Genomic DNA, 25913 nt, shown 5'->3' on the forward strand with positions numbered 1-25913 from the left:
CTGCTGACTGAAACCCCTTTAGGGGCGGATCACGAAGAAGAGGATTATCAGAAGGGCCGCTAGCAGATAAATGGACCACTTCACCGAGACGATGAAGCCATTATAGGTCTTCTCGTGTTCGACATAATCCATCGCCGATTCCAGGACGGGCTGCGAGTGATGTTCGGGGTGGTGGTGATTGGTGGCCATGTATTCCTCGAAATAGCGTCGTTTATAGGTGCAGAGCTTAGGGCGAATTCGCCTCAAGCTCGTCAATCAGCCCTTCGATCATGGAAAGGCCGAGCGTCCAGAAATTGGGGTCTTTGGCATCGAGCCCGAAAGGCGCCAAAAGTTCGGAATGATGCTTGCTTCCCCCAGCCTTGAGGAGCTCGAAATAGCGCTCCGCAAAGCCCTCACTCGATTTCTCATACTGTGCGTAGAGCGAGTTCACAAGGCAATCGCCGAATGCGTAGGCGTAGACATAAAAGGGCGAGTGAATGAAGTGCGGAATATAGGTCCAGAAGATGTCGTAGCCTTCATTCTGGATGATCGCATCGCCCAAGGATTCTGACTGGACGTCGAGCCAGATCTGGTTGATTTCCTCGGTGCGCAGCTCGCCCTGGCGGCGGGCGGTGTGGACACGGCGCTCAAAGGTATAGAAGGCGATCTGGCGCACGACGGTGTTGAGCATGTCCTCCACCTTGGACGACAAAAGCGCAAAACGCTGCTGCTTGTCCGTGGTCTTGTCGAGGAGAGCGCGGAAGGTCAGCATTTCCCCAAAAACCGAGGCGGTTTCGGCGAGTGTAAGAGGGGTGTTGGCGAGTATCGGGCCCTGCGCGGCGGCGAGGCGTTGGTGGACGCCGTGGCCGAGTTCATGCGCAAGCGTCATGATATCGCGCGTGCGACCGAGATAGTTGAGCATCAAATAGGGGTGGGCGCTCGGAACGGTAGGGTGCGCAAAGGCGCCCGAGAGCTTGCCATTGCCGGTTGGCGCGTCGATCCAGCCCCAATTGAAGAATGGCTTTGCGACTTCGGCGAGATCGGGCGAGAAGCGGCCATAGGCGTCGAGGACGGTCGAGACAGCCGTGTCCCAGTCCCAGATGCGCTCGTCGCTCGTCGGTAGCGGAGCATTGCGGTCCCAGGCATTGAGCTTGTCCTTGCCGAACCATTTTGCCTTCATCTTGTAATAGCGATGCGACAGACGCGGATAGGCGGCCTCGACAGCGGCCTGGAGCGCGTCGACGACTTCGCGCTCGACCGAATTGGCCATGTGGCGGCTGTCAGCAATGTCTTCATAGCCGCGCCAGCGGTCGGAGATTTCCTTGTCCTTGGCGAGGACATTGGTGATGTGGGTGAAAAGGCGGCCGTTGGCCTTAAAGGTTTTGGCGAGGGCTTTGAAGCCGGCTTCGCGCTTGGTCTCGTCGCGGTCGGAGAGCAGGTTGAGCGTTGATTCAAGATTGAGCGTTTCGCCATCGATCTCGAATTCAAGGCTCGACATGGTTTCGTCAAAGAGGCGGTTCCAGGCGGAAAAGCCGGTGACGGATTTGTCGTGGAACAGCTCTTCGAGCTTGTCGTCGAGCTGGTAGGGCTTGGCTTTGCGCAGTTCGGCAAACCAGGTGTTGTAGCGGCCAAGTTCGGGATCGGCGGCCAGGGCGGCGTCGAGCGTTGCATCGTCGATGCGGTTGAGTTCGAGTTCGAAGAAGAGGACGCGGGTCGACAGGTTCGTCAGCGCCTCGTTGGTATCACCCATGAACTTGGCGCGATCAGGATCGGTCGAGCGCTGCGCATATTGGAGGAACGAGAAAGATCCAATGCGGCCGGTGAGGTCACCCAGAACTTCGCTATCCTTGATCGCCTTGATCAACCCGCCAGAAGCGGTGAGGTCGGCGAGCTTGCCCTTGTAGTCGGCCTCGAATTTGGCGGCGAGCGTCTTTGCTTCTTCGAGCGCTGCCTTGAATTCGGCGCTGTCCTTGCCTGGATAGAGATCGTTGAGGTCCCAAACCGGGAGATTGCCAAACTGGTTGTGGCCTTTTTGGGCAGCAGCGCTCATGCGAACTCGACTCCGAAGCTTTTTATTTGGGGCGGACCTTAGCGAGCTTGGTCCGGACTGTGAAGGTCAGCCTGCCAGAAGCCGATTGGTGCCGTCCCAGATCAGTTGCAGGGCAAGGAGGAACACCAGCCAATAGGCGATGCGATAAAAGAGCTTCATCGAAATGCGGCGGACGAGATAGATGCCGAGGAAAACCCCGATAACCCCCACGGGTGCGAGAGCGGCCGAGAGCGTCAGGTTGTGGACGTTGAGCTGGCCAAGGAAAAAGTAGGGGATGAGCTTGGCGGTATTGACGATGGCAAAGAACACCGCCGTCGTGCCGGAATACACCAAGGGCGGGAGTTTGCGCGGCAGGACGTAAATCTGAAACGGCGGGCCACCGGTGTGGGAAATGAAGCTCGTAAAGCCGGCGACGCCGCCCCAGAAGATCCCCCAAGGCTTTGAGGGTGGCAGGCCTTCGAGCTTTTTGCGGATCGGGAACACTGCGTCGATGACAAAGAGCAGTGTAACAACGCCCACCATCAGCAGCACGACCGCATCGCTGACAAAGGCCCAGAGCGCCCAGCCAAGCAGGGTGCCGATTGCGGCGCCGGGCAACATGATCTTCAAGATATTGCGGTCGAATTCCTTGCGATACATCCAGACCGCAACGGCGTCCATGCAGAGCAGCACCGGCAGCATCATGCCCGCAGCGTCGCGCGCCGGCATGACCAGCGCCAGGAGCGGCACGCCGACGACGCCGAGGCCACCGAGGAGCCCGGCTTTGGACAGGCCAACAATCAGCACCGCGATGACGGCGACAGTGACGAAAACGGGGTCGATCATGGAAAGGCGAATCCGGCGGGAAGAGGTTCTATCCCCACTCCCAAGCGACAGCTTTGTCAATTGCTCCACACACATTCGCGCGAGGGGGCGGCGCAGTAATCATGGTGCAACTTTTGGGCTCGATACTGGTGCTCATGACATACCGTGCCAAAGGCTGGTTTTTCGCCGCCGCCATCAGCTTTTCCTTCTGGGTTCTCATCGCTCTCGTGAGCGTCGAGATCATGATGCAGTGGGAACAACCCAACCCGATCGAAGAGATCGCGGACGAAGCCGCGGTCTAGACCGCTTCATTCCCGGCTTGTCCGGGCAATCCAGCTCGCCTGCATATCGGCCACCCGCACAAGCCGGGCGACGGTCTTTGAGACATTTGGACCTTCAAACGAAAATCCCCGCCACTAGGGCGGGGATCGAAAAGCTGGGCTGAAGGCCGGGCCGATTATTCGTCGGCGTTGGACTTGAGCGATTTGAGCTTGGAAAAGACCGAGTCGGCGTCGAGGTCTTCGTGGCCCTGGTTGCGACGGCCTTCGCCATCGTCTTCCTGGCTGCCATATTCTTCCTGCCGGGCATTGGCGCGCGCGAGCGCTTCTTCGGCGGTAAGAAGGGTCGTGCCTTCGGCGACTTCGTTCGGTACACCGGCATCCTTGGATGCGCGCTTGACCTCGAGGTCGAGCTCGATCTGGCTGCAGAGACCAAGGGTCACCGGGTCCATGGCGGTCAGATTGGCCGAATTCCAGTGGCTGTTTTCACGCACGGATTCGATGGTCGACTTGGTGGTGCCCACGAGACGCATGATCTGTGCGTCCTTGAGTTCGGGATGGTTGCGCGTCAGCCACTTGATGGCATTGGGGCGTTCGTTGCGGCGCGAGATGGGGGTGTAACGCGGACCCTTGCGCTTGACGGCAGCAACGCGGACTTTTGGATCGGAAAGCTTCAGGCGATAGTTTGGGTTGCCTTCGGCCTTCTCGATCTCTTCTTTGGTCAACTGACCATTCTGGATCGGGTTGACGCCCATGATGCCCGAGGCGACGTCGCCATCGGCAATGCCCTGCACTTCGAGCGGATGCAGCGTGCAGAAGGCAGCGATCTGGTCAAAGGACAATGCGGTGTTGTCCACGAGCCAAACAGCGGTCGCCTTGGGCATGAGTAGGGGCTGGGACATGATAAAACTCTCCTGATGGCGCGGCCGGTTTTCCTCCGGACCGCTCCGCCTCAAAAGCCAAATGCTGAGGGGGAACTGCACACAATATAGAGTTTTGGCGCCATTTCCGCAACGCTGAAACCAGCCCATAACATTTAATTAGCGCAAATTTTATTTGAGCTCAGTCGGCGCTGGTCAGAAGAACGAGTTTCCCGAGATGGCTTCTTTTTTCCATGTGCTCATGTGCCTTGCTCGCTTCGGCTATGGGGAAGGTCGTGACATTGGGTTTGACCCAATCGGGCAGCGATAGATGGGGCAGGAGACGCAGGGCAATATGCTCGGCAATCGCGGCCTTAATCTCTTTTGATTGCGGACGAAGAGTCGAGCCGGAAAGGGTCAGTCCCTTGGCCATCATCAAGCGTAGAGGAACCGGCGCCGTGCCGCCATCGAGCGTCGAAATCTGGACGATATGCCCGCCGCGGGCCGAGGCCTCTATATTGACCGCGGCCATATCGCCGCCGACGACATCGAGAACCCGATCGGCGCCCTTGCCGTCCGTCAATTCCATCACCCGGGCGGTGATGTCTTCGCTCCGGTCGATCGTCGCCGTGGCGCCAAGCCGTTTGGCATAGGCCGCTTTCTCGGGGCTCGAGGTGACGCCAATGGCTTTGGCGCCGATGATTTTTGCAATCTGGATGGCTGCCCCACCAATGCCGCCTGAGGCGCCGTGCACGAGCACAGTCATTCCCGAGAAAAGACCTGCGCGCATGACGAGCGTCTGGGTGACGGTGAACCAGGTTTCGGGCAGGGCCGCGGCTTCGGCAAAGCTCCAACCGCGCGGAATGGGAAGCACCTGGCCTTCGGGCACGGCGACATAGCCGGCATAGCCGCCACCATTGGTCAGGGCCATCACTTTGTCGCCGACGCGATACCGGCCTGTCGTTTCACCCAGCGCTGCGATTTCGCCAGACACTTCGAGACCGATAATGGGCGAGGCGTCGGCCGGCGGATCATATTGGCCTCGCCGCTGCGCCAGGTCCGGGCCGTTGACACCGGCGGCGGCCACGCGGATCAAAACCTCGCCGGGACGCACGGCGGGCAGGGGCTGCGTGCCGAGCACGAGGTTTTCGGGGCCGCCGGGCGATTTGAGCGCGATGGCGGACATGGTGGCTGGAAGCGAAGCAGCGTTGGTCATCTGTCTATGCTGACGCAAACCGGGCTTGCCCGGCAAGGGCGGCGCGTCCATCTTGGGGTCAAATGTTTCCGGGGGCTCCAATGGAAGATCAAGACCAGCGCGCGAAAATCCCTGTGAGCCACGAGGTTGGCATGGTGCTCGACGCGCTCTCCGTTTCAGAGCTCGAACAGCGCATCGCGCTCCTCAAAACCGAGATCGTTCGGCTCGAAGCCGCGATCGATGCGCGAGGGCACACCCGCAAGGCAGCCGACGCCATCTTCAAGTTCTGAGTCGGCGAGTGCGGCGAATTAAGGTTAAACAAGACTAAAGGTTCGGTTGCGCCGCGCCCTGGGTTAAGCTTTTCTTAACACGGGAGGCGGCTCCGTTATGACTTGGAACCTTTTGTTCATCTTTGCACTTTTTGTGACATCCGGCACCTGCGCTCTGGTCTATGCGCTGCGTCTGGCCGGGGTCGAAGATGGCACGCCTCTTAACGCCCCAGCCCCTGACAATCTCACAGACCATGGATGGCAAGAGGCGCCGGTTCAGACTTTGATGTGGCAGGTGCAGGTGGCCCGCTATTGGCAGCCCCCGTTCCGCCGTCGCTAACAAGACGTTCAAGGAGAGCAGAGCATGACACCACAGGTTGACCGAATTCTCGAAGGCGTCCGTCCGATGGAAGTTACGCATCTCCAGGCTTTGGCAAGCGGCCAGATCCCGGTCGGCACCGCGCACCTGCGCCAGCTAGAAGACAAGGGCTGGATCGAAACGGTTGCGGGTACGCCCTTGATCACCCTGACCGGTCGTACGCTGCTCGATGGGGCATCCGCCCGCATCTGATCTTCAGTTTGCGTCAGGGTTAAGAAATCGAGTCTTGTTAACACGCAATTAACGAGTTCGGGTTAAGGTGTTCTTATTCAGATCTTCTGGATTTTTCAGAGCGGTTCTCCCTCTGTTTGACGCCTCCCTGTAAACTTCGAGAGCCGTGTTTCACGGCTCTTTTTCTTTTTCTGGGGTCTCAAAACTCTCGCACAACGCGTGGCGCCTATACCACTTGTTGAGCTTAGTTGGCGCTCAGAGGTGACGGGAGCCACATTTGTGCCTAGCATGATGGGCACATGATGGACGCAATCCGTCTGCCCTGACAATTTCAGCGCAAAAGACGCCAAAGCGGGGATGAACCGTGGCCGATAGCAGCGAAACCAGCCGACACGCCATTTCCCTCGGGCCGCGCATCGCAGCCTCTGGCGGGTTCGAACAGCTTTATCGCGAAGGCATGGGCCTGATCGAAGCCGTCGCCACCTATCTCGATCAGGAAGGGCGCGAAGACAGCCGTCTCCTGCCGCGCGAAGCCGCTTTCCTCTACGCCACAGAATCCATGCGCCTGACGACGCGCCTCATGCAGATCGCCTCATGGCTGCTCCTGCAGCGGGCAGTCAACGAGGGCGAAATTTCCCGCGAGAACGCGCGCACCGAGAAGGAAAAGGTGCAGTTTTCTGCAACGCCTTCCGAGCGTGGCGGCCCGGGCTATGATCATCTGCCGGTCAAACTTCGCGACTTCATCGACCTCGGCGATCGTCTATTCGAGCGGGTCACCCAGCTCGATCAGCTCGAACGCGGCAAATTGCCAGAGGTGCCGACCGGCCAGGTCAACGGCATTGCCGACCAGTTTTCGCGCCTCCACGCGGCTTTCAAGCGCACCGAATAGAGCTGCACGACCCCTCACCCTAACCCTCTACCCAAAGGGTCGAGGGGGGCGCATACCGTTTTGGGTGGGTTCTTGTGCCAACCACCAGCATTGTCCCCTCGCTCCTCAGGGGAGAGGGCTAGCGTGAGTGGCGGGCCATGTAAGCCGCAAAAACAAAAAACCCGGCGCGAGGCCGGGATTTTCGAATTCTTGTTGCCAAGAAAAGCTTAGAGGCCGAGGCCCTTGAAGCGTTCCTTGAAGCGGCTGACGCGACCGCCGCGGTCCATCAGCTGGCCCGTGCCGCCGGTCCAGGCGGGATGAGTCTTGGGATCGATATCGAGCTGCAGCGTATCGCCTTCCTTGCCGTAGGTCGAACGGGTCTGGTAGGCGGTGCCATCGGTCATCACGACGTTGATGGTGTGGTATTCGGGATGGATATCGGACTTCATCGCTTGCGCCTCAAATCGAACGGGCGAAGTGGCGCCCGGAGAGCTGGAAACTGGTGTTGGGCGGCTTCTTACCTAATGGAGCCTCAATAGGCAAGGGCAGGGGAGCGGCAATTTTACCCTCGTCCACGAGGTTGCTCCCCGGCAAGGCGGGGCCTATATCCAACCGGCCGCTGCAGGGCGGTTTTCCAGCCAACGAGAACGGCACGCACCTATGACCGATCAAGCCGTTCCGGCAGAGAGCAATAGCGAAAAGGTAATCGAGGCAGCGCGGATCCAGCCCAAGCGGCTGCAGCCGCTGCGCCGTCTCATGCCGTTTATGCTCGCCTATCCGGTGCGCCTCTCGCTCACCGTGCTCTTTCTTTTGGTTTCTGCGACGACGTCGCTCGCGATTCCCGCCATGCTCGGTGGCGTCATCGATCGCGGCTTTATCGAGAAGAACCTCGATATGGTCGGCCAATATGGTTTCATCATCATAACCATTGCCGCCGTGATGGCGCTTGCGAGCGGCGCGCGCTTTTATTTCATCTCCGTCATCGGCGAGCGCGTCATCGCCGATCTCCGCCAGGCGGTGTTTTCCCATCTCCTTCGTCTCGATGCGCGTTACTTCGATACCAATCGCGTCGGTGAACTGACGAGCCGGCTTAATGGCGATGTCGCCATTATTCGTGGTGCGGTGGGATCGAGTTTCTCGCTGGTTCTGCGCTCCATGGTCACTATCGTCGGCGCGCTGATCATGATGGTGCTGACGAGCCCAGTGCTGACGGCCGCTGTCGTTATCGCCGTGCCGACTATTCTCGTTCCCGTCGTCCTCTATTCGCGCCGCCTCCGCGGCATGTCGCGAAAAACCCAGGATGCGCTTGCCGATCTCTCGGCCATGGCGACGGAAATGCTGGGCGCGCCGCGCACCGTCAAATCCTTCACCCAGGAATCAAGCCAGTCCGAAATCTATCGCGAGCGCAGCGAAGAGAGTTTCGAGGCCGAAGTGCGGCGGCTCAGCGCCCGCGCATTGCTCGTCGCGCTCGTTATTTTCCTCGGCACCTGTGCGCTTGTGGGGCTTGTCTGGTGGGGCGCCCGCGCCGTGTTCGAGGGATCGGTCACGGCGGGCCAATTGGCGCAGTTCATGGTCTATGCCTTGATGGCGTCGGGTGCTTTGACCAACGTTTCGGAAGTTCTGGGTTCGCTCCAGACCATTGCCGGCTCGACCGAGCGGCTGACGGAAATTCTTGATACGGACGCTGCTATCGAAGATCCGAAAAATCCGGTGCCGCTGCCGCAGCCGTCGCTGGGCACCGTGGCCTTCGATCGGGTGAGCTTCACCTATGATCCGATGGCGACTGGCAAAGTGCTCGACGATCTCTCCTTTACTGTCGCCAAGGGCGAGACGGTTGCGCTGGTCGGTCCCTCAGGCTCGGGAAAGTCGACGACCCTCTCGCTGCTGCAGCGCTTTTATGATGTCGCTGGCGGATCCATTACGGTCGATGGCGTCGATATCCGCGATGCAAAGCTCTTCGACCTCCGTCAGCGCTTTGCCTATGTCGAGCAGGAACCGACCATTTTTGCCGGCACGATCGCGGACAATATCCGCTTCGGCAAACCTGACGCCACCGAAGCGGAAATCGAGGCGGCGGCGCGATCGGCGCTGGTGCATGATTTCGTTGTCGACTTGCCGGCCGGTTATCACACGGTCGTCGGCGAGCGCGGCGTGATGCTATCGGGTGGCCAGAAGCAGCGCCTCGCGATTGCCCGTGCGATCCTGAAAAATGCGCCAATCCTGCTCCTTGATGAGGCGACCTCGGCGCTCGACGCGCAGAGCGAGCGGCTCGTGCAGATGGCGCTGGAGCATTTGATGGCCGGCCGCACGACGCTCGTTATCGCACACCGTCTCGCGACCATTCGTGACGCCAACAAGATTCTCGTGCTCGAAGCGGGTCGGATTATCGACCAGGGGACGCATGAGGAATTGGTCGCCAAGGGCGGGCGCTATGCGGAACTGGCGAAGCTTCAGTTCAGGTCGGACCTGAACCACTGAACAACTAAGGCCAAAAGGCCCCTCACCCGGCCCTACGGGCCGACCTCTCCCCCGAAGGGAGAGGTGTCGCTCCGCGACTTTGGCAACCCCCACCTCTCCCTTCGGGGGAGAGGTCGCCGCAGTGCGGCGGGTGAGGGGCCTTGCCTTATCCTTCGGTCAGCTTGAACTCGATGCGACGGTTGCGCCTGAACGCTTCGTTGGTATTGCCGGGGTCGAGCGGCGCATATTCGCCGAAGCCGGCTGCGACAAGGCGGGCGGGGGCGACGCCCTTGCTGACGAGATACTGTGCGACGGAGATGGCGCGCGCTGCTGACAGCTCCCAGTTGGATGGGAAGCGGGCATTGGAAATCGGCCGGCTATCGGTATGGCCATCGATGCGCAGCACCCAATTGATATCCGACGGGATTTCCTGTTCGAGCTGCAGGATTGCATCGGCCAGCGCATCGAGTTCGGGGCGTCCGCCTGCCTGGATTTCGGCCTGGCCGGGATCGAACAGCACTTCGGACTGGAAGACGAAACGGTCGCCCACAACGCGGACGTCCGCGCGACCTTCGAGAATCTGCCGCAAGCGCCCGAAGAAGTCGGAGCGATAGCGCGACAGATCCTGAACGCGCTGGGCCAGCGCCAGATTGAGACGGCGGCCGAGATCGGCGATCTGCGTCCGCGATTCCGTATCGCGGGTTTCCGAGGCTTCGAGCGCAGCTTCAAGCGCCCCGATCTGCGTGCGCAGGGCCGCTAGTTGCTGGTTGAGCAGGGCAACCTGCGCATTGGCTTCATCGGAGAGCTTTTGCGAGTCGATCAGATCATCCTGCAGACCTGCAATGGTCGCGTCGCGATCGCCAAGCCCGGCGCCGATGCCGCTTAGCTGGGAGGTCAGATCCTGATTGCGGGCCTCGGAGCTTGATAGAGTTGCCTGCAGCGTCGCTAATTGATTCGTGAGATCGCCTGAATTGGCGCGCTCGAGTTGTAGCAATTCGGTCAGTTCCGCGATCTGGCTATTGAGCCGCGATAGCGCAGTGTCCCGTCCCTGGATCTCCTGTCCCAGAAAGAACTGGGTGAGCATGAAGAGGCTCAAGAGGAAGATGATGACGAGCAGGAGGCTCGACAGCGCGTCGACGAAGCCCGGCCAGTAATTGGCCTCTACTCTGCGGCGCGAGCGGCTCGATGGCATGGCTTAGTCCCGACGCTCGGTGGTGTCGGTTTCGTTGAGCATGGCCTCGATCAGGCTGCGGAGCTTTTTGTTGGTCTCGCTCTGTTCGGTGATATAGGCGCGCAGGTCTTCTTGCTCGGTGCGGATGTGCTTGACGAGGCCATCGATGCCGCGCGCCAGTTCGGCCATGGCGCGAATGGCGTTCTGCGAGGAATTCTGGCTCTGCATATTGGCGCCGAGCTTATCGAACATTGCCTGGATTTCGGGCCCACCGGCATTGGCCTGCATGGCGCTGACCGGGTGATCGAGCTCGGTCATGGAGGTCATCCAGTCTTCAAGATCTGTATAAAAGGCGTTCTGTGCCTGGCTCGTCTGAAGATCGAGAAAGCCGAGGATCAGCGAGCCGGCAAGACCAAACAAGGAGGACGAAAAGGCGGTGCCCATGCCGCCCAGTGGCGCGGCGAGACCTTCCTTGAGATTGGCAAAGAGTGAGGTGCTGTCGGCGGAGGTGACGTCGAGTGCGTTGATGACGCCGGCGACGGAGCTCACGGTTTCGAGGAGACCATAGAATGTCCCCATGAGGCCGAGGAAGACGAGAAGACCAGTGAGATAACGCGACGTATCCTTGGCTTCATCGAGGCGGTTGCCGACGGAATCAAGGATCGACCGCATGGAAGATGGCGTGATGATCGCCTCGCCGATCCGCTCGCGGAGCAGCCCAGCAACGGGGGCCAGCAGAATCGGAGGGCGCACCTGGCTCGAGCCGCCGTCCTGAAGGGAATTGACCCACTTTACCTCAGGGAAAAGCCGGAAAACTTGCCGGAAGCTGAGGAAAATGCCGATGAAGAGGGCGAAGAAGATCATCGAATTGATGAACGGGTTCGCCCAGAAGAAAGTGAGGATCTGTTGAGAGAGGATAGCGGCGACCAGTGCCGCCAGAATCAGGAAAATGACGATTTTGACGAGGTAAACGGCCGGGCTGGCGAGGTGATAGGGATCGTAACCTTGCGTCATCGTGCCTTTAACCTCTGCCTCGCGCAGCAAATCAACTGCGTGCGAGACTAGAGGCGGCGGAATGGCGTGACAATGGAAAAGGTTAACGGTTCCGCAGAGGTGATAGGAACATCACCCCTCGGAGGTCACTGAACACCCTTGAGCGACTTAAGGAGCGCGCCCTGCAGCGTTTCGTTGCCGGCAACGATCTGGCCGTTCCACACCGAACCGGGCTGGCCGGCATAATCGGTGACGAGGCCGCCGGCTTCCTTGACCATCAGCAAGCCCGGAGCGACGTCCCAAGGCTTGAGGCCGGCTTCCCAAAGAGCGTCGAAGCGGCCGGAAGCAAGCCATGCCATGTCCACGGAGATCGAGCCCGAGCGACGGATACCGGCCACGGCCGGATTGACATGAGCGAGCTGGCGCAACTGCAGACCATCATTGGACGTGCCCTGTGTCTTGATGCCGGTAACGACGACCGCGTCCGACAGGTGCCGGCGTTCGGCGACACGCAAGCGCTTGCGATCGGCCAGCCAGGCGCCGCCGCCCTTTTCAGCGGTGTAGAGCTCGTCCATCACCGGATTATAGATCACCGAAGCCACGATATCATCGCCACGCTGCAGCGCGATAGCGACGGCAAAAAGCGGGATGGAATGGAGGAAATTGGTGGTGCCATCGAGCGGATCGATGATCCAGGTGTGCTGGCCATCGGTGCCGGCAACCTCGCCGCCTTCTTCCATGAGGAAAGCATAGGTCGGGCGCGCCTTGCGCAGCTCATCGTAGACGATCTGTTCGGCGCGGAGGTCGGCCTTCGACACGAAATCGGCCGGACCCTTGCGCGAGACCTGGAGGTTTTCGACCTCGTTGAAATCGCGCGACAGCGACTTGCCAGCCTTGATGGCGGCATTGACCATGACGGTGAGAAGGGCGGAACGCGCCATTGTTTTCAAGCTCGCTGGTTCAAGCGGTGTGTCGGACCCGCCGGGACGAGACATCCCGGCGCGGCCTCACTTGGGCCAAGCCCTGCCGCTGATTGAAAGTTTGGCGGCTTATTGCCTCAGAACCCTGCTCGGTTCAAGGGTTTTGCGCCGGTGGGGTTTCCGTGGGGACGACAGGCGTATCGCTCGGCACAGGTGTTTCAGCCGGTGCATCGGCGCCATCGACGCTCGGCACGACGACCTTGCTCGGTGCATTTTCCATATCGGTGGGGGTCGGCAATTGCGGCCCTGCCGTCTGTGGCGTGGTGGGAATGACCGCGATGGTTTCGACGCTCGGCGGCACCGATGGCCAGAAACGCGCCCTTTCTTCGGCGCGCGCCAAAGCCTCGGGCTGGATCGAGACGAGAAGGCGATCAAGCGTCGGATCGGACAAGCCCTGCCGCCGCGCGAGAGCGCGCCACATGGCAGCGGTTTCGAGATCGAGCGCCGTGCCTTCGCCGACGGCGACGAGCTTTGCCAGCCGGTTCTGTGCGACAGGATTGCCGCCTTCGGCAGCGCGCTCATACCAGAGCACGGCAGCCGCTACATCCTTGGCAATGCCGCGGCCGAGATAGAGGAGGGTGGCGTAATCGACCTGGGCAGCGGTGAGGTTCTGCTCGGCGGCGAGCCCGATATAGCGGGCCCCCTCCGCCTCGTTGGGCGCAACGCCGGCGCCTTCGATCAGCATCGAACCATAGTCATACTGCGCTTCGGGCAGTTCCGTTTCCGCCGCTTCGCGCATGAGGGTCGCTGCGGTCGTCAGGCTCGGATCGGCATAGATGCCTTCGACATGAAGCAGCGCAAGATTGTATTTTGCAGGCGGATAGCCCTTGTCGGCGGCCTGCTTAAAGAGTTCGGCGGCCTTTTTGCGATCCTGCGCGACGCCGACGCCGTCCTGATAGAGAAGGCCAAGTTCGAAGGTCGCGAGCGTATCGCCATTTTTCGAGGCAAGCTGATACCAGCCCGCGGCGCGTTCGTCGTTTTGTGCGACGCCGAGGCCCTTTGAATAGATCTCTGCAATCAGCGTCTGGGCTGGCGCATCACCCTTTTCGGCGCGCGGCAAAGCCAATTCAAGCGCTGTAAGAAAATAGCCGCGCTGGAAGGCGCCGAAGGCAAAGTCCGGCTCCGCTCCGCCGCCGAAAATAGCATTGGAAATATCCTCGGCCGCGCCCGGCGCCGCTTCAAAATTTGGCGCTGGCGTTTCTTCGGCCGGTGTCGTGGCTTCAGGCGTTTCTGTCGGCGCCGCGGCATCCTGTGCAAAGGCGGTCAACGGGGTCGAAGCGAGTAGCAGCGCCAGGAGCGGCGCGCGCCAGATCATGCTTTTTCCTTTGCCGCAAAGGCGGCGAGCGAGGCTGTTGGGTCTTTCGTCGACCACACGCAATCGGAGAGCGCAAGAAACTCGGCGCCGGTCAGGTCTGGATTTTGGGCGTCTGCCGCGGGATTGGAATGGACAGCCGGGACTTCAAACGTCTCGGCCCACCACTGCGCAAGTTCGGCAGCCTCGGGATCGGGCGTGCCGCCGAGCGGACCGAAGAAAACATAATCGATATCGAGTTCGCCAAAGCTCATGGCATCATGGCGCGAGCGCACATTGCCGGCCCCGACAATGCCATCGGGCTTGAGCGCGGCGACGGCGGCGCGAATAGCCTTGATCCCGCCTTCAGTCACATGGACGCCATCGGCGCCAATCGACTGGGCCAGCGCCACATCGTCTTCGACGAGCACGGCTGCGCCCGCTGCCTGCCCAACCTGCACCAGACGTTCGGCGAGTTCAGCGTAAGCCGCATCGGCAAGGCTGCCGCGGCGAATGAGAAGCGCTGCGATTTCGGGCCCGGTAAGCACAGCCATCAGCCGCCGCGGAAAGTCGGCGGCATCGGGGTCAGGCGGCGTGATGAGATAAAGCTGGGGAGCCATGGAAATCCCGGAATAAGCGCAAGAGGTCCCTAGGCTGGCATTTTGGCAAGAAAGGGACGGGGTTTCCATAGGGCATGGTGGTGGGGGAGGCAATGCGGGGGTGACTGCAGTCGGCTTACCTAGTCACCCCCTCCCGGCCTTCCCCATCGAGGGGGAGGTGCAGATTTGTGATCTGGGCGACATCTCACCAAGCCCTCAATACGACACCTCCCCCTTGATGGGGAGGAAGGGAGGGGGTTTTGGACAGGCGCTAACCTCCTCTCCAATCCCGAAAACAAAAATGGCGTGCCCCCTTTCGGAGACACGCCAGTCGTGACGTTGGGACGTCGAACGGATCAGGCCGCGCGGTCGACCGTGTTGTTCCATTCGCCAAGGGCGGCGAGCGAATTCATGTGGGCGCGGTGGGTGAAGGCGGCTTGCGCGGCTGGAAAATTTTCGCGGCGGCCGGCCCAGGTGCGGAGCGCGACATTCTGCAAAGCGCGACCATAGGAGAAGGTCATCGGCCAGGGCTTGAACGGGATATTGTTCATCGCCGAAAGGTGCGCCGTTGCTTCTTCGTCGGTCTGGCCGCCCGAGAGGAAAGCGATGCCTGGTACGGCGGCAGGCACGTGTTCCTTGAGCACTTCAACGGTGCGCTTGGCGACTTCCTCGACCGATGGCCGATCGCGCGAATTCACGCCGGGCAGCACCATATTGGGCTTGAGGAGCATGCCCGAGAGATCGACGCCGGCAAGGCGCAGTTCCTTGAAGACATTCTCTAGGACTTCGCCAGTCACCTGAGCACTGCGCTCAAGCGAGTGATTGCCCGGATCGCCATCGCCGACGACCTCCGGCTCGACGATCGGCACGATGCCGGCTTCCTGGCAAAGGATGGCATAGCGCGCAAGGGCATGAGCGTTGGCGCGGATATTGTTGCGGGTGGGCGCCACGTCATTGATGGTGATGACGGCGCGCCACTTGGCAAAGCCGGCGCCAAGGGTCGCATAGCGCTCTAGGCGCTGGCGCAGGCCATCAAGACCTTCGGTGATTTTCTCGCCGCTATCGCCCGGCATGGGGAAGGCGCCGCGGTCGACCTTGATACCGGGAATAGTATCGGCATCGGCAAGAATGGCGCGGAAGGGCGTGCCGTCGGCTGCAGATTGTTCGAGGGTTTCTTCGGTCAGGATCACGCCCGAAATATACTTGGTCATCGCTTCGGTCGAGCGGAACAGCATTTCGCGATAGTCGCGGCGCAGGTCGAGCGAATTGGGCAGGTTGATCTTGGCGAAGCGTTTGGCAATTGTGCCCTCAGACTCGTCGGCGGCTAGAATGCCCTGGCCGTGCGTCATCAGCTTTTGGGCAATGGCATTGAGCGACTTGGTCATCGGGTCTTCGGCCTTAATCTGAGGGGAATGAACGTTGCCCTAAAGATTAGACTTTCGGCCCGTCTAGTCGATTAGACCTTGGGTTATCATACGAAAGGATGATCTTGTATGGTAGTGACCGAGGGAACTTTTCGGCTCTTCGCGTTTATCGTAAGGTGACGATCAATTCCACCTTCTTTCCCAAAATAACGGATAGCAGAATGAGCACGCAACCTCACGTGACTTTTCATGATGGCCGCAGCATTCCCCAAGTCGGGCTCGGTGTCTGGCAGACGCCCAACGATGTCGCCGTCGAAGCAGTATCGACAGCGCTCAAGACAGGCTATCGCCACATCGATACGGCCGCCGTCTATCAAAACGAAGAGGGTGTCGGCGAAGGCATCCGCCAGTCCGGCGTCGCGCGTGGCGATATTTTCCTCACCACCAAAGTTTGGAACGACGATCAGGGCTTTGACCAGACCCTGCGCGCCATGGATGCGTCGCTAAAGCGTCTCGGCACCGACTATGTCGATCTCTATCTCATCCACTGGCCCTCGGCCTATCGCGGCAAATATGTCGAGACCTGGCAGGCGCTGGTAAAGCTCAAGGAAGAGGGCAAGGCGCGCTCGATCGGTGTTTCCAATTTCGAGGGCACCTATATTGACGAGCTCGAGGCCGCGACCGGGCAGTTGCCGGTCATCAATCAGGTGCAACTCCATCCGCGCTTTCAGCAGCGCAAGCTCCGCGCCCGCTATGAGCCGAAGGGGATCATCACCGAAAGCTGGAGCCCGCTTGGCCAAGGGAAGATGCTCGAAGACCAGACCATCGCCGATATCGCCCAGCGCCATGGCAAGAGCCCGGCTCAGGTGATCATTCGCTGGCATATCGAAGAGGGGCTGGTGGTTATCCCGAAATCGGTGACGCCGAGCCGTATCGTCGAGAATTTTGACGTTTTCGACTTTGAACTGAGCGCCGAGGACAAGGCGGCGATCAATGGGCTGGATAATGAAGCCGGGCGTTTGGGTTCTGATCCGCTGATGGCGAAGTTTTAAGGCGTTTACTCCGGCACTGAAACAACCAAGACCGAGATGGTCACCCCGGCGAAAGCCGGGGCCCATTCTGAGATCTCAAGATGAATCCCGGCTCAAGGCCGGGATGACAGCTGGTGGTTTTGAAACAACTGAAGACTGTGCCTCAACCAAGCTAAGGGACGCGACGCCTCAGCTCTGCAAAGGCGCCGTTTCGTCGAGCACGCCGGCGATCGAGTTCAGCACCTTCGCCGCCTGATCGAGCTTTCCCGCAAAAGCCTGTTCCGTCGCTTCAAGCTCATCGGCGATCTGGTGGCCCGCTGCGGTCAGCGTCTCCACCTCGGCCTCGAGCGCCGCAATCCTGCGCTCGGCTTCAGCCAATTCGTCGAGCACGGCGATGCCCGCCATCACGGTTAGCCTCGTGTCGCCGATTTCGCCGACGGCGCCTTTCAGCCCTTCGACACTGGCGTTGAAGCGTTCGGCAAGGGCGATCAGGTGGCCCTGCTGCCCCTCTTCGCAGGCCATGCGGTAGCGGCGGCCGTTGATTTCGACATTGACCTCGGGCATGGCCTACTCCGTCTTGGCGAGCACGGCCCGCACGGTTTCCATCGCCTCGACCAGCCGGCGTGAGACATCATGAGCGCTGTCGTCGAGCCGCTTGGCGCGGGCGGAGGTTTTGTCGAGTTCGGTCGCGAGTCGAGCGCGTTCCTGGACGAGGCGCTGGGTATCGACCTCGATGCGCTTCAGGCGCTGCATGCGGCCGGTCAGATCGGCAAGGCTCTGGTCGAGCCGTCCAAGGGCCTTGTCGAAGCGGTTTGATGCTGCGACGAGCCCGTCTTCATCGTGTCCGTCACTCATTGGCCGCAACTATCCTAAACGCAACGCCGATTCAATCTTCTGAGCGTGCCCGAACCCCACAGTCTTTGCAACTGGAAGCCCGCCTGATCCAAGGCAAAACACGCGCCAAAGTGGACGGGTGCGGCCCCTCGTGACATTGACACAAGGGCCGAACCTGTTATGCCTCAAACCCGCCTTTGGGAGGAGGCTTTCGCGCCTCTCATCCCCTTATTCCCTGCCTTCCTCAGCATCAGAGAGCGGCCCAGACGATGACAAACACAGCCCAGCAGAACGAATTGGCCAATGCGATCCGGTCCCTTGCCATGGACGCGGTCGAAAAGGCGAATTCCGGTCACCCCGGCCTGCCCATGGGCTGCGCCGATATCGCCACGGTGCTCTTTACCAAGGTGATGAAGTTCGATCCCGCGAACCCCCAATGGGCCGATCGCGACCGCTTCATTCTCTCGGCCGGCCACGGCTCGATGCTGCTCTACTCTTCGCTCTACCTGCTTGGCTACGAAGACATGACCATCGATCAGGTCAAGAACTTCCGCCAGCTTGGCTCGAAGACCGCCGGCCACCCCGAATTCGGCCACGCGACCGGCATCGAAACCACGACTGGCCCGCTCGGTCAGGGGCTTGCCAATTCGGTCGGGTTTGCCGTAGCCGAAGCCAAGCTCGCCGCCGAATTCGGCTCCGATATCGTTGATCACCACACCTGGGTGCTCTGCGGCGACGGTTGCCTGATGGAAGGCATTTCCCAGGAAGCGATCTCGCTTGCCGGCCACCTCAAGCTCAACAAGCTCGTGCTGATCTGGGACAACAACAACATCACCATCGACGGCAAGGTCTCCAACGCCGACTCGACCGACCAGATCGCCCGCTTCAAGGCTGTCGGCTGGAACACGATCGAGATCGACGGCCATGACCAGAACGCCATCGAAAAGGCACTGATCGAAGCCAAGGCATCGACCGACAAGCCGACCCTGATCGCTGCCAAGACCACGATCGGTTTCGGTGCGCCGAAGAAAGCCGGTACGGAAAAGGTGCATGGCTCGCCGCTCGGTGCCGAAGAACTAGCCGGCGCCAAGCAGGCGCTCGGCATCGACTATCCGGCGTTTGAAGTTCCGACCCATATTCTCGACGCCTGGCGCGCTGCGGGCACCCGCTCGCAGAACGTGCGCGGCGAATGGGAAGCGCGTCTCGGCAAGTCCGAAAAGAAGGCCGAGTTCGAGCGCCGCATGGCTGGCAAGCTGCCAGCCGATTTTGACGCCACCTTTGCCGCCTATAAGGAAAAGCTCGTCACCGACAAGCCAAAGGTCGCGACCCGCAAGTCGAGCCAGATGGCGCTCGAAGTGATCAACAAGGCGCTGCCCGAAACGCTCGCTGGTTCTGCCGACCTGACCCACTCGAACCTCACCAATACGCCCGAGACGCTGCCCTTCCAGGCTGACAACCGTCTTGGCCGCTACATGATGTACGGCATCCGCGAGCATGAAATGGGCGCCGCAATGAACGGCGTGGCGCTCCATGGCGGTCTCATCCCCTATGGCGGCACGTTCATGGTCTTTACCGACTATGCCCGCCCCGCGATCCGCCTTTCGGCGCTGATGGAACAGCGCGTCATCTATGTCATGACCCACGATTCCATCGGCCTTGGCGAAGACGGCCCGACCCACCAGCCGGTCGAACATCTGACCGCGCTGCGCGCCATCCCGAACCTTCTCGTGCTGCGTCCGGCCGATGCGGTGGAAGCTGCCGAGTGCTGGGAAATCGCCCTCAAGAGCGATAAGGCTCCCTCGATCCTCGCGCTGTCGCGCCAGAACCTGCCGGCCGTCCGCACCGAAAACTCGACCGAGAACAAGTCGGCCAAGGGCGCTTACACGCTCGTCGGCCCGGCCGATGCCGATGCCGTCATCTTCGCGACCGGTTCGGAAGTGGCCATCGCCGTCGAAGCGCAGAAGCAATTGACCGAGAAGGGCATTTCGGCCCGCGTCGTCTCCGTGCCGTCCATGGAGCTCTTTGCCAAGCAGTCCGACGCCTATAAGGCCGAAGTGCTCGGCAAGGCCAAGGCGCGCGTTGCCGTCGAAGCCGGTATCGAAATGAGCTGGTCCAAGCTCCTCGGCGACAAGGGCCGCTTCGTCGGCATGCACTCCTTTGGTGCATCGGGCCCGATCGAAGCGCTCTATGAGCACTTTGGTATTACGGCCAAGGCCGTTGTTGAAGCCGTCACCGCCCAAGTGTAAGAGAGCCGCGCCTCCCTTTCTCCTCCACTCCCTCTAGGAGCGTAAAATCATGGCAGTTCGCGTCGCCATCAACGGTTTTGGTCGTATCGGCCGCAATATCCTGCGCGCCATCATCGAATCCGGCCGCACCGACATCGAAGTCGTTGCAATCAACGATCTCGGCCCGGTCGAAACCAATGCGCATCTCCTGCGCTTCGACAGTGTCCACGGCCGTTTTCCGCATACCGTAACCGTTTCGGGCGACACCATCGACGTTGGTCGTGGCCCGATCAAGGTGACCGCAGAGCGTGATCCGGCGAACCTGCCGCATGCCGCCATGAACATCGATATCGCGCTCGAATGCACCGGTATCTTCACCTCCAAGGAAAAAGCTTCGGCCCATATCAAGGCCGGCGCCAAGAAGGTGATCATTTCGGCTCCCGGCGACGGCGCCGACAAGACCATCGTTTTCGGTATCAACCACCAGTCCCTCACCAAGGACGACGTGGTGATCTCGAACGCCTCGTGCACGACCAACTGCCTCGCTCCGCTCGCCTATGTGCTCCACAAGGAGTTCGGCATCGAGAAGGGCATGATGACGACGATCCACTCCTATACGGGTGATCAGCCGACCCTCGACACCATGCACAAGGATCTCTATCGCGGCCGCGCGGCTGCGCTCTCGCAGATCCCGACCTCGACCGGCGCTGCCAAGGCCATCGGCCTCGTGCTGCCCGAACTCAAGGGCAAGCTCGACGGCGTCTCGATCCGCGTGCCGACGCCGAACGTCTCCTGCGTCGACTTCAAGTTCATTGCCAAGCGCAATGTGACCTCCGAAGAGATCAACGCCATGGTCAAGAAGTATGCCGATGGCGAACTCAAGGGCGTCCTCGGCTATACCGAACAGCCCAACGTTTCGATCGACTTCAATCACGACCCGCACTCCTCCACCATGGCGCTCGACCAGACCAAGGTGATGGACGGCAATTTCGTATCGGTCCTTTCCTGGTACGACAATGAATGGGGCTTCTCGAACCGCATGGCCGATACGGCCGTCGCGCTCGGCAAGACGCTCTAAACAAACAAAAAAGCCCCGCTTCGGTGGGGCTTTTTCTGTTCGGTCACATTCTCGTGCCAATCCGTCCGCTAGTTTTGCTCCGTATTTCATGCGGAGCTTTTTTCATGCGCCTTTTCACCGCCCTTTGCCTCGCTGCCCTTTCAATTGCTGCACCCGCTCTTGCAGCCGAAGACAAAGCGACTGGTCTCGCCGTCAATCTTTCCGATGACTTTGTCATCGAGCCGACACCGGCCGACGCCAACTTCACCGCCAATTTCGGCATCAAGTCCGCCTCCGGCGAAACGGCCAGTTTCGAGGGCGAAGACTATCTCTGCCAAGTTGCCTATTCGCCGGCTCCCGAAAACGCCGACCTCAGCGTCGAGGAGATCAATGCCATGGTCCGAACGCAGGAATGGATCGATCTTGCGAAAAATACCATGTCGGTGATTTTCGACTTCAAGGAAGACACGCCCTTCGAACTCGCTGGCTTCAACGGCCATGAATTCGTTGCCATGCCCAAGCAGCCCGGCGCTGAAAATGTCCGCCTCGTGCTCTCGATGCTCGAAACGCCCAAGGGCCGCACGGCCATTTCCTGTGTGGCCGACGAAGAGGCGCTCGACGAGATGCTGCCGACCTTCCGCACTATCCGCGATGGCGTCACCCCGCCCGCCTGATCCGGAGGTCGCTCATGCGTCTTTTGCCAATCGCCTGTGTTGTCGCGCTTCTGTCGTCGGGAACCGCTTTTGCCGTCGAGGATGATTTGACGGGCCTTGCTGTCAATCTCCCCAAGACATTCGTTGTCGAAAAGGCTCTGCCGCCGCTCGATTATCTCGTCAGCTTTGGCGTCAAGAATGGCTCCGGCAATCCTGTCGCGCTCAAAGGCGAGACCTATCTCTGCCAAGCAAGCTTCATGCCTGATCCAGCCAATGCCGAATTTACTCAGGAGCAGCTCAACACGGCGGTCGCCTCCGAAGGGTGGCGGGATCACATGAAGACCCTATTATCTCAGGATGTCGATGTCGGCGAGATCACGCCCATCGAATTGGGCGGCATTGGTGGGCAGGAATTCATCGTGACCTCGCGGCTGAAACAGGATGCGGACGCGCGGGCCGTGATGTCCTTCCTCGAAACGCCTAAGGGGAGAAGCTTGATCTCCTGCGTCACTGAGGCCGATACGCTCGACACCAATCTCGATATATTCCGCACCATCCGTGATGGCGTTATCCCGCCGGCCTGAGCCCTCTTCTTGGAGTACGCCATGCGTCTTCTGCCGATTGCCTGCCTTGCTATGCTCTCTGTCCCCGCTCTTGCTGCGGAGGACGTCAGCGGGCTGGCGGTGAACCTGCCCGATACATTCGTGGTTGCTGCCGAAACGTCCCCGCCGCCCTATGACGTCACCTTCGGCGTCAAGTCGGCCGCTGATGATCCGGCGCCGCTCGAAGGCGAAAAGTATCTTTGCCAGGTCAGCTTCCAGGATGTTCCCGCCAATGCCGGGCTCAGCGTCGAGGAGATCAACGCGCAAATCGGCTCGCCCGCCTGGCTCGCCATGGCCAAGGACGGCATGTCGCAAATCTTCGATTTCGTCGCGGATTCTGCCTTCGAACTCGACGGCTATAATGGCCATGAATTTATTGGCAAGCCCAAGCAAAAGGGCGCCGAGCATGTCCGGCTCGTGCTCTCCATGGTCGAAACCGCCAGGGGTCGTACTGCGATCTCCTGCGTCACCGACGCCGATCGTCTGGATAGCGTTCTGCCCGTATTCCACACCATCCGCGACGGCGTGACGCCGCCCGTCTGATTATGCTGGCGGGGCATTGTCCCCGCTTGCTTTCCCCGCGCGCTTTTGCTCGAAATGCAGCGCAGCCTGGGGGCAGACGTGAATCTCAATCGATCCTATCGCTGGCAGGGGCTCGACCTTGCCACTCTCGAACATTGCCATGTCGTCGCCAATGATCGCGATACGCGCATTCGTGGCGCCATTATCGGCCCTGATTTTGGGCTCTTCTACCGCATTAAGCTCGACGAAAATGGCCACACGCGAACGCTCAAGATCGAGCGCGCCGACGGCAAGGCGCTCGAACTTTTTTGCGACGGGCAGGGCGGCTGGACCGACGATCGCGCCGAGCCGATTTCGGGCCTCAAGAACTGTGTCGATGTCGACATCTGGCCAACGCCCCTCACCAATTCTCTGCCGATCTGGCGGAGCGATTGGCAGTTGAATGTGCCCCAGACTTTTTCGATGGTCTGGATCGACGCCAACTCCATGACCATCAAGCGCGCCGAGCAGGTTTACACCAAGCTCGATGACGCGCATTTCCGCTATCAGTCCGAGAATTTCGAGCGAGTGCTGGAGGTCGATGGGGATGGGGTGGTGGTAAATTATCCGGGGCTGTTTGAGCGGGTCTAACCGCTGGACAGCCGACCCCCACCTAACCTCCCCCTAGCAGGGGAGGAATTTTGCGGTGGCTCACCGGCGCTGAGACAAACTCGACCAGTCCTTCCCCCTACAAGGGGGAGGTTAGGTGGGGGTAGACCCCATCCTCACCATCATTCCCGCCGTCCGCGCCCTCGCCTCCGGCGTACCCAGACACGACACCAAGCTCTCATAACCCGGCGTCCACCTACCGGCATGACCTCGAATGGTGAGCTGTGATTGGCCGGGCAATAGAGGATGGCGTGGCCGGGGCTGACAGCATCGAGGTCCAGAACTGCGGTCGATCGGGTCATCACCACCAGTGGCCGCTCATTGTCCGCATACCGCCGGAGCCAGGCACCCAAGGCCAATTGTGTTGTTTCATCAATACCGTCCTCGATCAGATCGAGCACACCGGCGCCCGCAGTGTCCGCAATCGCCGCGACTACGGCGCGCAGTTGGTCCGACTTCGTCGCGCCATCGTCGAGAAGCCAGGCCAAGGCTGTCTCGGCATCTTCTGAAAGTTTCTCGGGCGCCTGCCTGTCCAGCTCGTGAAACACACCGCCCAAGGCCGCCGCCAGCGCCATGGCCAGCCGCGTCTTGCCGCTGCCGAGTGGTCCGACAAGATAGGTGACCGGCGCTAGTTGCTTGAGCTCGAAACGTTCACCATCCCAAGGCCAGGGCAGCGTCAAAGATATGGCAGGACCATCGCCGACCAGCTCCGCGACATCCGGCACGCGACCCTGAAGCAAATCCCGACGCCAGAGTTTGACCTGCTCGAGCGCCCTATGGGTCCCGGCCATCTGCTCTTCGAGCTGGCGCTGGTGTGACGCGAGCGCGTCTTAGAGACCCTCACTGGCGCCATTCAGCACCCCGGCGATCTGTTTGAGGCTGAGGCCCAGGCCGCGGAAAGCCACCACCTGCCTCAGACGCGCTATCTGGTCGGGTCCATAGTGCCGCCAGCCTGCTGCGTCGCGCAGGGGTTTGATAAAGCCGCGCTCCTCGTAAAGGCGCAGCGCTTTACTTGAAACACCGAGGAGCCTTGCGGCTTCGGATGGAGAGAGAAGTGCTTGCGATTGGGTCACGGGAATCACCTCGTTGCTGACCCTTCGCTCTATCGAGGCAGACCCAGGGGACGGGTCAAGAGGCTGCGTGTTCGCCGCGCAAAATCCTGGTCATGGCTTTGCCTTTGGCCAATTCGTCGACGAGCTTGTCGAGTTGCCGGATCGCCTTCATCGTCGGATCTTCGATGTTTTCGACGCGGATGCCGCAAACGACGCCGGTGATCAATTCGCGGGCCGGGTTCATCTTCGGCGCCTTGGCGAAGAAGTCCTCGAAACTGGTTTTGTCGGCCAATTCGCGCTCAAAACTGTCCTGGCTATGGCCAGTCAGCCAGCGGAAGATTTCGTCGACGTCTTGCTTGGTGCGGCCCTTGCGCTCGGCCTTAGCGATATAGGCAGGATAGACGCTGGCAACGCTGACGCCGAAAATACGGTGGCCGGTCATGGCTTTTCTCCTCGGCAGAAAGGTCATGCCTTACTCCTTGCCTGTCAAGTCAACCGAGAAGCTGCCGCAGGATCGCAGCCGAGGCGACGGCGATCACCACAGTGGGCAGAATGGGAAGGCGCGACGCCGCGATGACGGTGATCGCAAGCGCGATGAGGTCGGCGGGTCGTCCCGAGACGAAATCTGGAGCGATGACCGAAATCAGCACGCAGCCCGGCGCCGCTTCCAGCACCTGCGTCAAACGCGGGCTCAGCGTACGGTTGCGGAGAAAAAGATAGCCGGCAATGCGCGTCATATAGGTGACCGACGCCATTAGCACGATGACGAGAAGAATGGTTGTATCGATCATTCCGAGCGCGCCCAGAGGTAAGCGGCCAAAAGACCGGATAGTGCGCCGGCCGGCACGTACCAGGGTCCGGGAACTGCAAGATAGGTCAAGGCGCCGATAACGAGGCTGACGAACCATGGCCGCGCCGCGCGAAACCCGGTCCACATGCCGAAAATCATGACGAGAAAGACGGCCGGAAAGGCCATGTGAAAGCCGTAGCGCGTCACATCGCCCAAACTCGGCCCGACAGCCGCGCCGATCGCCGCGCTTGTCGGCCAAGAGAGATAAAGGCCGACCGAGAGCCCGAGATAGAAGGGGAAGCTCAGGACGCCGCCGCGCTTTCGCGCATCATCCAGCCCAAGGGCCCAGCATTCGTCACACATTAGCGCCAGCGCGGGCAGTACCTTGCGCCGTGGCAGATGGCGCATGGTCGGGGCGAGCGTTGCGCCCATCAGGACATGGCGGCTATTGACCAGCATGGTCAAAGCCACAAGCAGAGGAATTGCCGGCGGCCAGGTCCAAAGCTGGATGACGAGGAATTCGGACCCGCCAGCAAAGTTAAAGCCAGTCATCAAGGCGATCTCGAGCGGCGAAAACCCTTTCATGCCGGCCTGAGAACCGAGCAGAAGACCAAAGGGAATAAAGCCCAGCAGCACTGGCACAGAGACGCGCAAGCCTCGGAAAAACTCCGCGCGATTATCCGCCACCGGCATCGTCATATCCGACATTTTCGCTCCTTAGTCGGAGCACTCCTACACGAGGAAATGATCGCCGTGTTGGGCTTTATGCACGCAAAGGCCAGCTCTCCGTC

Annotated in this window: 32 protein-coding genes; 13 read left to right on the forward strand and 19 right to left on the reverse strand. The window is 60.5% G+C overall.

Translation table 11 applies throughout. The features are described 5' to 3' along the window. Window positions 1-18: 18 nt before the first annotated feature. The 3 genes from ASE94_RS20535 to ASE94_RS03420 all read right to left on the reverse strand — a co-directional run bounded on the left by ASE94_RS20535 (window position 19) and on the right by ASE94_RS03420 (window position 2854). Window positions 19-189 (reverse strand): aa3-type cytochrome c oxidase subunit IV, encoded by a 171-nt coding sequence (locus ASE94_RS20535; protein ID WP_082460853.1) that lies wholly within the window; start codon window positions 187-189, stop codon window positions 19-21. Between the two features lie 37 nt (window positions 190-226). Next, window positions 227-2029, reverse strand: coding sequence for a M3 family oligoendopeptidase (locus tag ASE94_RS03415; protein ID WP_062629212.1), 1803 nt, complete (start codon window positions 2027-2029; stop codon window positions 227-229). 66 nt (window positions 2030-2095) lie between these two features. Then, window positions 2096-2854: a sulfite exporter TauE/SafE family protein gene (locus ASE94_RS03420; RefSeq protein WP_062629213.1), complete on the reverse strand. Its 759-nt coding sequence runs from the start codon at window positions 2852-2854 to the stop codon at window positions 2096-2098. 101 nt (window positions 2855-2955) lie between these two features. Between ASE94_RS03420 and ASE94_RS03425 the strand changes: the two genes are divergently transcribed. Then, window positions 2956-3135 (forward strand): hypothetical protein, encoded by a 180-nt coding sequence (locus ASE94_RS03425; protein WP_062629214.1) that lies wholly within the window; start codon window positions 2956-2958, stop codon window positions 3133-3135. Between the two features lie 155 nt (window positions 3136-3290). On the opposite strand, the gene ASE94_RS03430 is transcribed toward ASE94_RS03425, so the two are convergent. Beyond that, on the reverse strand, window positions 3291-4013 hold the full coding sequence (locus ASE94_RS03430) for a cell cycle transcriptional regulator TrcR (RefSeq protein WP_062629215.1): 723 nt from the start codon (window positions 4011-4013) through the stop codon (window positions 3291-3293). Between the two features lie 160 nt (window positions 4014-4173). Beyond that, window positions 4174-5187: an NAD(P)H-quinone oxidoreductase gene (locus ASE94_RS03435; protein ID WP_156351808.1), complete on the reverse strand. Its 1014-nt coding sequence runs from the start codon at window positions 5185-5187 to the stop codon at window positions 4174-4176. A gap of 80 nt (window positions 5188-5267) precedes the next feature. On the opposite strand from ASE94_RS03435, the gene ASE94_RS03440 reads away from it, so the two are divergent. From ASE94_RS03440 to ASE94_RS03450, 4 genes are all read left to right on the forward strand, one after another. Next, a complete protein-coding gene (locus ASE94_RS03440) occupies window positions 5268-5456 on the forward strand; it encodes a DUF1192 domain-containing protein (RefSeq protein WP_061909472.1) in 189 nt (62 codons plus the stop codon). 97 nt (window positions 5457-5553) lie between these two features. Beyond that, window positions 5554-5775: a hypothetical protein gene (locus tag ASE94_RS03445; RefSeq protein ID WP_061909470.1), complete on the forward strand. Its 222-nt coding sequence runs from the start codon at window positions 5554-5556 to the stop codon at window positions 5773-5775. A 24-nt stretch (window positions 5776-5799) separates the two neighbouring features. Beyond that, window positions 5800-6006 carry a hypothetical protein gene (locus ASE94_RS20835; protein WP_061909468.1) on the forward strand — a complete coding sequence of 69 codons (207 nt, stop codon included), beginning with the start codon at window positions 5800-5802 and terminating at the stop codon, window positions 6004-6006. Window positions 6007-6349: 343 nt separating this feature from the next. Continuing rightward, window positions 6350-6874 (forward strand): DUF1465 family protein, encoded by a 525-nt coding sequence (locus ASE94_RS03450; RefSeq protein ID WP_061909466.1) that lies wholly within the window; start codon window positions 6350-6352, stop codon window positions 6872-6874. Window positions 6875-7080: 206 nt separating this feature from the next. Here the strand turns inward: ASE94_RS03450 and rpmE are convergent, their stop codons facing one another. Next, window positions 7081-7302, reverse strand: a complete 222-nt coding sequence (gene rpmE, locus ASE94_RS03455) for a 50S ribosomal protein L31 (RefSeq protein WP_061909464.1) — start codon at window positions 7300-7302, stop codon at window positions 7081-7083. Window positions 7303-7513: 211 nt separating this feature from the next. On the opposite strand from rpmE, the gene ASE94_RS03460 reads away from it, so the two are divergent. Then, a complete protein-coding gene (locus ASE94_RS03460; protein WP_062629216.1) occupies window positions 7514-9331 on the forward strand; it encodes an ABC transporter transmembrane domain-containing protein in 1818 nt (605 codons plus the stop codon). Between the two features lie 145 nt (window positions 9332-9476). On the opposite strand, the gene ASE94_RS03465 is transcribed toward ASE94_RS03460, so the two are convergent. The 6 genes from ASE94_RS03465 to ASE94_RS03490 form a co-directional block, all read right to left on the reverse strand. Beyond that, complete coding sequence (locus ASE94_RS03465; protein ID WP_062629217.1) at window positions 9477-10502, reverse strand: peptidoglycan -binding protein; 1026 nt, start codon at window positions 10500-10502, stop codon at window positions 9477-9479. A gap of 3 nt (window positions 10503-10505) precedes the next feature. Beyond that, window positions 10506-11495 carry a hypothetical protein gene (locus ASE94_RS03470; RefSeq protein WP_062629218.1) on the reverse strand — a complete coding sequence of 330 codons (990 nt, stop codon included), beginning with the start codon at window positions 11493-11495 and terminating at the stop codon, window positions 10506-10508. A gap of 125 nt (window positions 11496-11620) precedes the next feature. Beyond that, a complete protein-coding gene (locus tag ASE94_RS03475; protein WP_061909459.1) occupies window positions 11621-12415 on the reverse strand; it encodes an inositol monophosphatase family protein in 795 nt (264 codons plus the stop codon). A 133-nt stretch (window positions 12416-12548) separates the two neighbouring features. Continuing rightward, window positions 12549-13769, reverse strand: coding sequence for a tetratricopeptide repeat protein (locus ASE94_RS03480; protein WP_061909458.1), 1221 nt, complete (start codon window positions 13767-13769; stop codon window positions 12549-12551). After that, the gene (locus ASE94_RS03485; RefSeq protein ID WP_061909456.1) at window positions 13766-14365 is read right to left on the reverse strand and encodes a thiamine phosphate synthase; all 600 of its coding nucleotides are present in this window, start codon (window positions 14363-14365) and stop codon (window positions 13766-13768) included. The genes ASE94_RS03480 and ASE94_RS03485 overlap by 4 nt, the downstream gene beginning before the upstream one ends. A gap of 335 nt (window positions 14366-14700) precedes the next feature. Further along, the gene (locus ASE94_RS03490) at window positions 14701-15729 is read right to left on the reverse strand and encodes a class I fructose-bisphosphate aldolase (protein ID WP_061909454.1); all 1029 of its coding nucleotides are present in this window, start codon (window positions 15727-15729) and stop codon (window positions 14701-14703) included. A gap of 200 nt (window positions 15730-15929) precedes the next feature. Between ASE94_RS03490 and ASE94_RS03495 the strand changes: the two genes are divergently transcribed. Beyond that, on the forward strand, window positions 15930-16760 hold the full coding sequence (locus ASE94_RS03495) for an aldo/keto reductase (RefSeq protein ID WP_062629219.1): 831 nt from the start codon (window positions 15930-15932) through the stop codon (window positions 16758-16760). Window positions 16761-16928: 168 nt separating this feature from the next. Here the strand turns inward: ASE94_RS03495 and zapA are convergent, their stop codons facing one another. Then, window positions 16929-17303 (reverse strand): cell division protein ZapA, encoded by a 375-nt coding sequence (zapA, locus tag ASE94_RS21565; protein WP_061909450.1) that lies wholly within the window; start codon window positions 17301-17303, stop codon window positions 16929-16931. Between the two features lie 3 nt (window positions 17304-17306). Next, window positions 17307-17594: a DUF4164 family protein gene (locus ASE94_RS03505; RefSeq protein WP_061909448.1), complete on the reverse strand. Its 288-nt coding sequence runs from the start codon at window positions 17592-17594 to the stop codon at window positions 17307-17309. 248 nt (window positions 17595-17842) lie between these two features. Here ASE94_RS03505 and tkt point away from each other — a divergent pair, with 248 nt between their 5' ends. The 6 genes from tkt (at window position 17843) to ASE94_RS03535 (ending at window position 23262) form a co-directional block, all read left to right on the forward strand. Continuing rightward, window positions 17843-19819, forward strand: coding sequence for a transketolase (tkt, locus tag ASE94_RS03510; RefSeq protein WP_062629220.1), 1977 nt, complete (start codon window positions 17843-17845; stop codon window positions 19817-19819). Window positions 19820-19868: 49 nt separating this feature from the next. Beyond that, complete coding sequence (gap, locus tag ASE94_RS03515; protein WP_061909444.1) at window positions 19869-20876, forward strand: type I glyceraldehyde-3-phosphate dehydrogenase; 1008 nt, start codon at window positions 19869-19871, stop codon at window positions 20874-20876. Between the two features lie 104 nt (window positions 20877-20980). Then, entirely contained in the window at window positions 20981-21529 is a 549-nt protein-coding gene (locus ASE94_RS03520) for a hypothetical protein (RefSeq protein WP_062629221.1), read from the forward strand. 14 nt (window positions 21530-21543) lie between these two features. Continuing rightward, window positions 21544-22092 (forward strand): hypothetical protein, encoded by a 549-nt coding sequence (locus ASE94_RS03525; protein ID WP_062629222.1) that lies wholly within the window; start codon window positions 21544-21546, stop codon window positions 22090-22092. A gap of 21 nt (window positions 22093-22113) precedes the next feature. Then, window positions 22114-22653 carry a hypothetical protein gene (locus tag ASE94_RS03530; RefSeq protein WP_062629223.1) on the forward strand — a complete coding sequence of 180 codons (540 nt, stop codon included), beginning with the start codon at window positions 22114-22116 and terminating at the stop codon, window positions 22651-22653. Between the two features lie 78 nt (window positions 22654-22731). After that, complete coding sequence (locus ASE94_RS03535; RefSeq protein WP_162236036.1) at window positions 22732-23262, forward strand: putative glycolipid-binding domain-containing protein; 531 nt, start codon at window positions 22732-22734, stop codon at window positions 23260-23262. A gap of 140 nt (window positions 23263-23402) precedes the next feature. Here the strand turns inward: ASE94_RS03535 and ASE94_RS03540 are convergent, their stop codons facing one another. The 5 genes from ASE94_RS03540 to ASE94_RS03555 are packed head-to-tail and all read right to left on the reverse strand — an operon-like array spanning window position 23403 to window position 25830. Further along, a complete protein-coding gene (locus tag ASE94_RS03540) occupies window positions 23403-24071 on the reverse strand; it encodes a hypothetical protein (RefSeq protein ID WP_200913580.1) in 669 nt (222 codons plus the stop codon). Between the two features lie 39 nt (window positions 24072-24110). Then, window positions 24111-24353: a MerR family transcriptional regulator gene (locus ASE94_RS21230; RefSeq protein ID WP_200913582.1), complete on the reverse strand. Its 243-nt coding sequence runs from the start codon at window positions 24351-24353 to the stop codon at window positions 24111-24113. A gap of 55 nt (window positions 24354-24408) precedes the next feature. Then, the gene (locus ASE94_RS03545; RefSeq protein WP_062629225.1) at window positions 24409-24774 is read right to left on the reverse strand and encodes a DUF2200 domain-containing protein; all 366 of its coding nucleotides are present in this window, start codon (window positions 24772-24774) and stop codon (window positions 24409-24411) included. A gap of 49 nt (window positions 24775-24823) precedes the next feature. Beyond that, entirely contained in the window at window positions 24824-25123 is a 300-nt protein-coding gene (locus tag ASE94_RS03550; RefSeq protein ID WP_061909430.1) for an AzlD family protein, read from the reverse strand. Then, window positions 25120-25830, reverse strand: a complete 711-nt coding sequence (locus ASE94_RS03555; protein WP_062629226.1) for an AzlC family ABC transporter permease — start codon at window positions 25828-25830, stop codon at window positions 25120-25122. Before ASE94_RS03555 ends, ASE94_RS03550 begins: the two co-directional genes overlap by 4 nt. Between the last annotated feature and the right edge of the window lie 83 nt (window positions 25831-25913).

Origin of the sequence: Devosia sp. Leaf64, from assembly GCF_001421945.1 — a bacterium.
GTDB lineage: Bacteria > Pseudomonadota > Alphaproteobacteria > Rhizobiales > Devosiaceae > Devosia.

Coding starts and splice junctions, on each gene's coding strand:
- ASE94_RS03445 (WP_061909470.1), top strand. CDS start 5,554: ATGACTTGGAACCTTTTGTTCATCTTTGCACTTTTTGTGACATCCGGC.
- ASE94_RS03420 (WP_062629213.1), bottom strand. CDS start 2,854: ATGATCGACCCCGTTTTCGTCACTGTCGCCGTCATCGCGGTGCTGATT.
- ASE94_RS03440 (WP_061909472.1), top strand. CDS start 5,268: ATGGAAGATCAAGACCAGCGCGCGAAAATCCCTGTGAGCCACGAGGTT.
- ASE94_RS03520 (WP_062629221.1), top strand. CDS start 20,981: ATGCGCCTTTTCACCGCCCTTTGCCTCGCTGCCCTTTCAATTGCTGCA.
- ASE94_RS03550 (WP_061909430.1), bottom strand. CDS start 25,123: ATGATCGATACAACCATTCTTCTCGTCATCGTGCTAATGGCGTCGGTC.
- ASE94_RS03540 (WP_200913580.1), bottom strand. CDS start 24,071: ATGGCCGGGACCCATAGGGCGCTCGAGCAGGTCAAACTCTGGCGTCGG.
- ASE94_RS03490 (WP_061909454.1), bottom strand. CDS start 15,729: ATGACCAAGTCGCTCAATGCCATTGCCCAAAAGCTGATGACGCACGGC.
- ASE94_RS03425 (WP_062629214.1), top strand. CDS start 2,956: ATGGTGCAACTTTTGGGCTCGATACTGGTGCTCATGACATACCGTGCC.
- rpmE (WP_061909464.1), bottom strand. CDS start 7,302: ATGAAGTCCGATATCCATCCCGAATACCACACCATCAACGTCGTGATG.
- ASE94_RS20835 (WP_061909468.1), top strand. CDS start 5,800: ATGACACCACAGGTTGACCGAATTCTCGAAGGCGTCCGTCCGATGGAA.
- ASE94_RS03415 (WP_062629212.1), bottom strand. CDS start 2,029: ATGAGCGCTGCTGCCCAAAAAGGCCACAACCAGTTTGGCAATCTCCCG.
- tkt (WP_062629220.1), top strand. CDS start 17,843: ATGACAAACACAGCCCAGCAGAACGAATTGGCCAATGCGATCCGGTCC.
- ASE94_RS03465 (WP_062629217.1), bottom strand. CDS start 10,502: ATGCCATCGAGCCGCTCGCGCCGCAGAGTAGAGGCCAATTACTGGCCG.
- ASE94_RS03460 (WP_062629216.1), top strand. CDS start 7,514: ATGACCGATCAAGCCGTTCCGGCAGAGAGCAATAGCGAAAAGGTAATC.
- ASE94_RS20535 (WP_082460853.1), bottom strand. CDS start 189: ATGGCCACCAATCACCACCACCCCGAACATCACTCGCAGCCCGTCCTG.
- ASE94_RS03470 (WP_062629218.1), bottom strand. CDS start 11,495: ATGACGCAAGGTTACGATCCCTATCACCTCGCCAGCCCGGCCGTTTAC.
- gap (WP_061909444.1), top strand. CDS start 19,869: ATGGCAGTTCGCGTCGCCATCAACGGTTTTGGTCGTATCGGCCGCAAT.
- ASE94_RS03495 (WP_062629219.1), top strand. CDS start 15,930: ATGAGCACGCAACCTCACGTGACTTTTCATGATGGCCGCAGCATTCCC.
- ASE94_RS03545 (WP_062629225.1), bottom strand. CDS start 24,774: ATGACCGGCCACCGTATTTTCGGCGTCAGCGTTGCCAGCGTCTATCCT.
- ASE94_RS03530 (WP_062629223.1), top strand. CDS start 22,114: ATGCGTCTTCTGCCGATTGCCTGCCTTGCTATGCTCTCTGTCCCCGCT.
- ASE94_RS03430 (WP_062629215.1), bottom strand. CDS start 4,013: ATGTCCCAGCCCCTACTCATGCCCAAGGCGACCGCTGTTTGGCTCGTG.
- ASE94_RS03485 (WP_061909456.1), bottom strand. CDS start 14,365: ATGGCTCCCCAGCTTTATCTCATCACGCCGCCTGACCCCGATGCCGCC.
- ASE94_RS03435 (WP_156351808.1), bottom strand. CDS start 5,187: ATGACCAACGCTGCTTCGCTTCCAGCCACCATGTCCGCCATCGCGCTC.
- zapA (WP_061909450.1), bottom strand. CDS start 17,303: ATGCCCGAGGTCAATGTCGAAATCAACGGCCGCCGCTACCGCATGGCC.
- ASE94_RS03505 (WP_061909448.1), bottom strand. CDS start 17,594: ATGAGTGACGGACACGATGAAGACGGGCTCGTCGCAGCATCAAACCGC.
- ASE94_RS03475 (WP_061909459.1), bottom strand. CDS start 12,415: ATGGCGCGTTCCGCCCTTCTCACCGTCATGGTCAATGCCGCCATCAAG.
- ASE94_RS03525 (WP_062629222.1), top strand. CDS start 21,544: ATGCGTCTTTTGCCAATCGCCTGTGTTGTCGCGCTTCTGTCGTCGGGA.
- ASE94_RS03555 (WP_062629226.1), bottom strand. CDS start 25,830: ATGTCGGATATGACGATGCCGGTGGCGGATAATCGCGCGGAGTTTTTC.
- ASE94_RS03480 (WP_061909458.1), bottom strand. CDS start 13,769: ATGATCTGGCGCGCGCCGCTCCTGGCGCTGCTACTCGCTTCGACCCCG.